The 7,735-nt window shown below is 71.9% G+C and carries 8 protein-coding genes; 3 read left to right on the top strand and 5 right to left on the bottom strand.

Going from position 1 to position 7,735, the window contains the following annotated elements; all coding sequences use genetic code 11:
- A partial coding sequence (locus tag FPZ41_RS42725; protein ID WP_194236417.1) for a hypothetical protein occupies positions 1-906 on the bottom strand: 906 nt, incomplete at its 3' end.
- Positions 907-1,183: 277 nt separating this feature from the next.
- Positions 1,184-1,648 carry a hypothetical protein gene (locus tag FPZ41_RS42720; RefSeq protein ID WP_228023383.1) on the bottom strand — a complete coding sequence of 155 codons (465 nt, stop codon included), beginning with the start codon at positions 1,646-1,648 and terminating at the stop codon, positions 1,184-1,186.
- A 117-nt stretch (positions 1,649-1,765) separates the two neighbouring features.
- On the opposite strand from FPZ41_RS42720, the gene FPZ41_RS42715 reads away from it, so the two are divergent.
- Together FPZ41_RS42715 and FPZ41_RS42710 are read left to right on the top strand one after the other, a co-directional pair.
- A complete protein-coding gene (locus FPZ41_RS42715) occupies positions 1,766-2,995 on the top strand; it encodes a PP2C family protein-serine/threonine phosphatase (RefSeq protein WP_152869826.1) in 1,230 nt (409 codons plus the stop codon).
- A 104-nt stretch (positions 2,996-3,099) separates the two neighbouring features.
- Positions 3,100-4,398 (top strand): hypothetical protein, encoded by a 1,299-nt coding sequence (locus tag FPZ41_RS42710; protein WP_152869824.1) that lies wholly within the window; start codon positions 3,100-3,102, stop codon positions 4,396-4,398.
- Positions 4,399-4,433: 35 nt separating this feature from the next.
- On the opposite strand, the gene FPZ41_RS42705 is transcribed toward FPZ41_RS42710, so the two are convergent.
- The gene (locus FPZ41_RS42705; RefSeq protein ID WP_152869822.1) at positions 4,434-5,492 is read right to left on the bottom strand and encodes an aldo/keto reductase; all 1,059 of its coding nucleotides are present in this window, start codon (positions 5,490-5,492) and stop codon (positions 4,434-4,436) included.
- A 109-nt stretch (positions 5,493-5,601) separates the two neighbouring features.
- On the opposite strand from FPZ41_RS42705, the gene FPZ41_RS42700 reads away from it, so the two are divergent.
- On the top strand, positions 5,602-6,228 hold the full coding sequence (locus tag FPZ41_RS42700) for a TetR/AcrR family transcriptional regulator (RefSeq protein ID WP_152869820.1): 627 nt from the start codon (positions 5,602-5,604) through the stop codon (positions 6,226-6,228).
- A gap of 312 nt (positions 6,229-6,540) precedes the next feature.
- On the opposite strand, the gene FPZ41_RS42690 is transcribed toward FPZ41_RS42700, so the two are convergent.
- Complete coding sequence (locus tag FPZ41_RS42690; protein WP_152869816.1) at positions 6,541-7,236, bottom strand: hypothetical protein; 696 nt, start codon at positions 7,234-7,236, stop codon at positions 6,541-6,543.
- Positions 7,237-7,263: 27 nt separating this feature from the next.
- The gene (locus FPZ41_RS42685; RefSeq protein ID WP_407698898.1) at positions 7,264-7,629 is read right to left on the bottom strand and encodes an ATP-binding protein; all 366 of its coding nucleotides are present in this window, start codon (positions 7,627-7,629) and stop codon (positions 7,264-7,266) included.
- Positions 7,630-7,735 lie beyond the last annotated feature (106 nt).

The raw sequence follows: 7,735 nt of genomic DNA, 5'->3' as shown, positions 1-7,735 counted from the left end.
GGTCTGTGGCTGTGGCTGTGACTGGTCCTGTGGGACGGGTGTCGGCGGGGGTTCTGGCGGGGGGTGCCGGTGGTGGCTGTGGTAGCCCGTGACCCAGGCCGCCAGGGCCACCGACACACCCAGCACCACCAGCAGCCACGTCACCGTGCGCAGGGTGGCCGTCAGGGCGTCGTAGACGGCGGCCGCCGCCGCCCGAGAGACGTCGGGCGGCAGGTCGGTGAGCGTCATATGGCGGCCCACGGCCACGGCGATCCCCAGCAGGACACCGCCCAGCGCCGTACCGAGCCCCGTCGCGAACACCGCGCCGCGGCGGCAGGCGGACACGAGGACGCCGGCCACGGCCAGTGCCAGGGTGAGCGACGGCAGCCAGAACGCGGTGAGTTCGAGCACGCGGTATCCCTTCCGGAGCCGGTCCAGGTCCTCGGACGACAGCAGGACGACCTCGGTGTGCTCGACCGGGATGCGGTGCGCGAACGGCACGCGGTCGTGTGCGAGCCGTTCCTTCACCCGCTCGGTGACGGGCGCCACGTCGAGCGTCACGGGCGCCGTTCCGTCCTCGCGCACCGCCCGCAGCACCGTGTCGTGCGCGGCCCGGTTCGCCGCGGTCCACGCCGCGCGGTACGCGGCGGTCTGCGTGAAGGACCGCACGGCGTCGTGCGTGAACGCCCGCACCGGCGCCTTCAGCGGCGGCCCCACGTGGACCTCCCGCATGATCCCGGTCGTGACGGCGTCCGCGATCGCGTTCCGTACGTGCGGGTCGGCGGCCAGCCGTGCCGTCGCCGCCTCGTACCGTGCCGCGTCCGCGAGCTCGTACGTCGCCCACGCCGCCAGCACGCCGAGCGGCGCGAGCAGGGAGGCGAGCGCGATCAGCAGGGCCGACAGGGCGCTCCGGACACGTCGAGGCACCCTCTCAGGCAAGGCCCCTCAGCCACCGCGCGCGAGCGGTGGGACCGCCGATGACTGCATATGGGCGCATACGACAAGCCGTACGGGGAGGACGGGCCGGGAGAGCGGACGGGGAGTGGCAGAGCGGACGGGGAATGCGGGCCGGTTGCCGGACAGTGTGTACCGGGTGTACCGGGATGGTCCCGCGTGTACCGGGTGTACCGGGTGTACCGGGTGTACCGGGTGTACCGGGTGTACCGGGATGGTCCCGCCGCCCGGGTGCCGCCCGCTCCCGTCGTCACCTGTTCCGGTGCCCCTCCGCGTCCTCGTGCGTGTAGTACCGGTAGAAGGTCAGCGCACCCACGGCCCCCGCGACCGGCAGGGACATGAGGCAGCAGCGCAGGATGCTCGCGCCGCTCTGGCTGTAGATGAAGCCGAAGGCGATGCCGGCGAAGACGGCCCACGTCGTGGCGTGCAGCTCGCGCCGCAGCCGGGGGGCCAGCGCGCGGACGCCGGTGAGGGCCACCATGAACGCGACGGCGCTCACGAAGCCCAGGAGGATGTTCCAGCCCGTGATCGGGCCGCCCGCGCGGTTGATGGCCGCGGTCCAGTAGCCGTAGACCAGCCCCCCTGCCACGGTCAGTGTCCGGCGGATCACTGTGTGGGTGCGCTCGCTGAGGACGTCGGGGAGGTCCGGCGCGTGCGGGACCCAGATCACTTCGGACCTTCCGGGTGTCTTCGGCACCGGTGTCGGATGAGCCATGGGAGCGCTCCTCTCTCCTGCGCTGTCTCTCCTCCGCCCGCCTTCCAGCGCACACCCCGGGTGGTCGCCTGGCAAGTCGGGATGCAGGTTCTGTGACAGCGTGCTTCGCTGGGGCCCATGAGGCGGTACGCGGCGGTGCGGGGCCGACAGCGGCCCCGGCACCGGGCGAGGCGGTCACTGCTCGACCGCCTCGACAGGCTGCCGCGGCTGGGACCCGCACCGGATCCTGCCGAACAGCAGGGGCCGCTGCGCCTGCGCGGGCGCAGCATCGCCTGGGTGCCGCCGCTGGCGCTGCTGGTCGCCGTTCCGGTGCTGGATCTGTTGACCGCGGGCGACTTCCGGGTCATCTCGTGGGTCGTGCTCGTGCCGGGCATCTCGGCGGCCGTGTGCCGGGTGTGGACGACGGCCGTGTTCGCGGTGCTGGCGGTCGTCGCCTACGTCCTCTTCAACGTCCTGCCGGGCCAGATCCGGACCGGGCTGGCCGACTTCATCCTCGTCGTCGTCGGCGGGCTGCTGTCGGTGCTGGCCTGCTCGGTGCGAGTCCGCGGCGAGCGGCGCATGCTGCACATGCGGAACGTCGTCGAGACCACCGTCCGCACGCTGCTGCGCCCGCTGCCGCCGGGCTGGGGCGGCCTGGACCACGCGGCCGTCTACCTCTCCGCCGACTCCGAGGCCCGCGTCGGCGGCGACTTCTACGACATACAGCCCGGCCTGCACGGCACCCGCGTGCTGCTCGGTGACGTCCAGGGCAAGGGACTCGGGGCGGTGGAGGCGGCGGCCGCGCTGTTGGGGACGTTCCGTGAGGCGGCGTACCACGAGGCCCGGCTGAGTGCGGTGGCCGAGCGGCTGGAGGTGCGGATGACGCGGCACGTGGGGTACTGCGCGGATGTCGGGAGGGAGGACGGGGACCGGTTCGCCACGGCGGTGCTTGTGGGCTTCCCCACGGCCGAGCGGGACCGCGGGCTGGTGGAGGTCGTCAACTTCGGCCACGAACCGCCGCTGCTGGTCGCTCCCGGTGGTGTGCGTGCCCTGCCGCCGGGGGACGGACTTCCGCTGGGGCTGGGCGATTTGGTGGATGCGTCGCTGCCGCCGGTGCGGACGATGCTGCTCGCGCCCGACGAGACGCTGTTGCTGGTGACGGACGGGGTGACCGAGGCGCGGGGCGCGAACGGGGAGTTCTTCCCGCTGCAGGAGCGGCTCGCCCGTGTGCTCCTCGTCGCGCCCGGCCTCGCGAAGGATCCCGGCCGTCTGGTCCGGCTCGTCCGGGACGGGACGCTGGAGTACTGCGGGGGGCGTCTGGAGGACGACACGACGATCTTCGCTGTACGGCGGCGCGGGCGGGCGTGAGGGTTTGTCCAGGGGCGGAGGAACCCCGGAAAGCCCACGGCGTCGCCCCTTTGCAGCCGCACCGGTTACGGTGCTGCTGTACGTGATCGATGGGGGAGGAACCGATGCCCGGAACCGTCCTGCTGCTCGCCGCCTCGCCCGCAGGCAAGGCGTGCCTGGTGGACGCGGCCTCCGTGCTGCCCATACTCGCCGCCGTCGCCCCACCCGTACTGGCCGGCACCGACACGGCCAACGTCGTCGAACTGGCCGACCCGCTGGAGCCCCAGGCCGTACTGACCCGGCTCCGCGCCGCCGCCGGCGCACCCGGTCCGCTCACCATCTTCCTCACCGGCCAGCTCCAGCTCGACCGCCGCCAGCACCTGCCCCATCTGGCGCTCGCCCGCACTACCCCGGCGACCGTCCGCTACACGGCCTTCCCCTGGCACTGGCTCCGCGAGGAGCTCCGCCTGCGCCCACCGGGCTCGACCGCCCTCATCGCCGACCTCCACGCCGACGCGGAGACCTGGCAGCACCTGCGCACCCTCTCCCTGGACGTGGGTCCCGGCGTCACCGTCCACGGTCGCGTCGCCCCGCCCCCACCGCGCCGTGCGGTGGCGCAGCCGTCGTACATGAGGGCGATCGCGACGATCCTGCGCAGCGGTCAGCGGCCCCCGCTGCCCCAGCTTCACCACCAGGCGCTGTCCCGGATCGCGAGTGACGGACAGGGCGCGTACGGCGATGTCGTGCTGTCGTGGGAACCCGCGCCCGGAGTCGGAATCCCTGTTCCGGGCGGCCCCGTTCCCCGAGGCCCCGTTCCCGGAGGCCCTGTCCCCGGCGACGGTGTTCCCGGCGGCTCCGCCCCCGGCGCCCCGTACCGGTCGGCACCGCCGCCTCCCCGTACGCCGCCCGGACAGACCGGGACCACCGAGACGCGCGCGACCGCCGAGCCGGGCGCGGTCCCCGACCCCCGCGACCCCCACGCGGCCATCACCGCCGCCGTCCAGGCCGAGCGTCACGACGAGGCCGACGCGCTCGCCGCACGGCACGAGCAGGACGCCCTGCGCGCCCACGGCCCCGCGTCCGAGCAGGCGCTGCACTGGACGGAGGTGCGGGCCGACCTGGCGATGTTCGCGGGGGACGCCGCGCGCAGCTGCCGTACGTGGATGGCGGTCGCCACCGCCCGGCTGTCCGCGGGTCACGCCCCGGACGCGCCCGCCGTCGAGACCGCCGTGGACCGGGCCCACCACCAGTGGGGACGGGTCGACGACGTGGCGCGGGCCCGTGAACTGGGGCCCGCGCTCGCCGAGTTGCGCCACCGGGTGCCGGGCCGCCGTGAGGGCGCGCTCCAGCACGTCCAGCGGCACCTGGAGGAACTCCGACAGGACCCGCGGGAACCGAGGCCGGCCCAGCACGTGCCGGGATAGCGGACCGATGAGCTCCGGCTGCTTTGAGGCCGACGTCAGGCAGCAGCCGGAGGCGTGAGACCACCCACTGGCGGGTTGAGGCGGGCGAAGCCTTCCTGGCGCTGGTAGGGGAAGTACGGGTAGGGCGCTGCTTTGCTGCTCGCCGCGTCGAGTTTCGCCATCTGGTCGGCTGTGAGCGTCCATCCGATGGCGCCGAGGTTCTGACGGAGCTGCTGCTCGTTACGGGCGCCGATGATGACGGAGGACACGGTCGGCCGCTGCAGCAGCCAGTTGAGGGCGATTTGCGGAATGGCTTTGCCGGTCTCCTGCGCGATCTCGTCGAGGGCGTCGACCACGCGGTAGAGGTGCTCGTCATCGACCGGTGGGCCGAAGTCGGCGGTGTGGTGCAGTCGGCTGCCGGCGGGGAGCGGTTGATTGCGGCGGACTTTGCCGGTGAGCCGTCCCCAGCCAAGCGGGCTCCAGACGAGTGCCCCGAGGCCCTGGTCGAGTCCGAGGGGCATCAGTTCCCACTCGTAGTCGCGGCCGATAAGGGAGTAGTAGACCTGATGTGCGATGTAGCGCGGGTGGCCGTACCTCTCCGCGATCGCGAGGGACTTCATCGCCTGCCAGCCGGAGAAGTTGGAGACTCCCAGGTAGCGGACCTTTCCTGCGCGCACGAGATCGTCGAGCGTGGACAGGGTTTCCTCGATCGGCGTGCCGGCGTCGAAGGCGTGCAGCTGGAACAGGTCGATGTAGTCGGTGCCGAGCCGGCGGAGCGCGTCCTCGCACGCGGTGATCAGGCGCTTCCGGGAGGAGCCCGCATCACCTGGGCCAGCACCCATCGGCAGGCTGGTCTTGGTGGACACGATCACCTGGTCCCTGCGGCCTTTGATCGCGTCGCCCAGCACCTCCTCGGACGCACCGCCGGAGTAGACGTCGGCGGTGTCGAACATCGTGATCCCGGCGTCCAGGCAGACGTCCACGAGGCGGCGTGCTTCTCGCGTATCGGTGTTGCCCCAGGCACCGAACAGCGGTCCTTGGCCTCCGAAGGTGCCGGCGCCGAAGCTCAGCGCGGGGACCTTGAGTCCGGATGCACCCAGCCGCCTGTATTCCATGGCCGCTCTCCTCGATCTCTCAGCCGGTCGTAGTTAACGGTTCCATAGTTCCGTTAATATGCTCCCAAGGTAACGCAGGTGTAGCAATTAACGAAACTGGAGTCCCGTTATGGGTTCAGGGGGTGCGGAGCCGGGAACTGTCCGGCCGGGAGGGCGCACGGCGCGGGTGCGGGCGGCGGTGCTGCGGGCGGCCGGGGACACCCTGGCTGAGCGGGGTGTTGCCCACTTGGACCTCGCCGACATCGCGCGCCGTGCCGACGTGGGCAAGACGACCGTCTACCGGCGCTGGGGAACGGTGACCAGCCTGGTGGCGGACCTGCTGATGGACATGGCCGAGCAGTCACTGCCGCGTACCGAGACCGGCTCACTGCTCGGTGACCTCAAGGCCAACGCCCGGCTTGTGCAGCGCACCTTGGCGGACCCGCGGCAGGGGCCGCTGTTCAAAGCGATGATCGCGGCCGCCACCTGCGAGGCGAAGACGGCCGAGGCCCTGCATCACTTCTACGACATCCGCGTCAAGGAGTGGGCTCCGTGCGTCCAGCAGGCCATCGACCGAGGCGAGGTGCCCGAGGGTACCGACACCCACGAGGTGATCCGCGCTGTCTCCGCCCCCCTCTACTACCGCCTGCTGACCACCGGCGATCACCTCGACGAAGCCGCCGCGGACCGGGCCGCCGAAGCCGCCGCGGCTGCCGCGCGCGCGGGTGCCTACCTGAGGAACAAGGGGCTTGGGTGACCGGCCCGCATCCGTCGCCCCGCATCCGTCGCCCGCATCCGTCGCCGAGTCCGGATCACCGTGCGTGATTTCCGACGGCGTAGTGGCGCCAGGTTCCTCCGGCCTCGGCGGTGAGCTGAGCGGTGGTCTCGTCGTGGTGACCGGGCGTGCGGGCGACGACGGGGGGCGGGGGCCTGGAGGACGAGGTGCCGGATCGCGGCTGCCCGTCCCCGCTGGATGGGGAAGCCCGAGTGGCGGAGCCCGAGTTCGAGGGTCGGAGGACACGCATAATGGTGGAGTCGGGTATGGGAACCGTCTGAATGCCTGTGGTGATCAGGCGTCGCGGCTCTGCTGTGGGAGATAGGGACTGAAGTGCTCGGCGACCATCTCAGCGATCGCAGCGGCGTCGTGGGAACCGTCGACTTCGATCACGCGGATGCCGAGCCGGCGGGCGGTGCGGACAGCGTCCTCAGCGACGAGGCGGTCCCGGGCAAGGCGGTTGGCCTGTGCTCGGGCCGGGTCGCTGACGCGGTGCCCGAGCGAGGCGGCTCGGGGTAGTTCGCGGAGCTGGTATTGGCGGAACTCGGGTGTGGGCACCATGACGACCATCCGGCGTGGTGAGTCGATGACGGGTGCGACGAGTTCGGGGCGGAGTCCCCAGCCTTCGGCGATGATCGGGTGGCCTGAGACAAGCGCGCGCAGGTCGTCCAGGGCCCATTCAAACCGGGCCGCGAAGCCGGCCAGGGTCTCGGCGGCCATCTCCTCGGGAGTGGTGTGGACCCACATTTTGTCCAGGTCAGGGCCGGTGGCGGGTTCGCCGAGGCTGACGCGGCGGGCGATCCTGCGGGCGTCGTGACCGCGAGCGTCGTGGTAGTCGTAGTGATAGGTGGTAACGCTGTATCGGCCGGCCAGCAGCCGGGCCACGGTGGACTTGCCGGCCCATTGGCCGCCGCCGATCCACAACGCGCGGTGCAGGGTACCGAAGGGGTCCCAGACCTCGCTGGTGGCGCGGGAGTCCTGGTTGGTCATTCGGTGTCCTCCTGGGGTAGTGGCGGTCTACGTATCCGTGCCTCCCGTCTCCCGCGGAATATCCAACTCCGCCCAGACCCTCTTGCCCACGGTGAGTTTTTCAACGGCCCAGCGTGCGGCGACCTCGCGGACGATGAGCAGCCCGCGCCCGAACTGCTCGCTGTCCTCGGCGATACGGGGTTCCGGCAGCCGCTCTCCCCTCGGATCGGTGACCGCGAAGCGCAGCGCGCTGCCGGTGAGCGACGTCTCCACGCGGAACAGGCGGTCCCGCAGGCACCCGTGCAGCAGCGCGTCGGTGCACAACTCGCTTGTCAGCAGCGCCGCGTCGTCGGCTGCGCCGGGATGGCCCCAGTCGGCGGTGAGTTGGGCGACGTGTCTGCGGGCGAGGGGGATGCTGCGGGGATACGGGGTGTAGGTGGCTGTGTCGTAGTGGTCCTAGGTCTTGGGCTTCTTGGGCCCCGTGGGGTGGGGGCCGGGAGGGCAGGAGTCGGTCATGGGG

It is taken from the genome of Streptomyces acidicola (genome assembly GCF_009377235.1).
Classification (GTDB): Bacteria; Actinomycetota; Actinomycetes; order Streptomycetales; family Streptomycetaceae; genus Streptomyces; species Streptomyces acidicola.
This window is presented reverse-complemented; position numbering and strand designations above follow the sequence as displayed.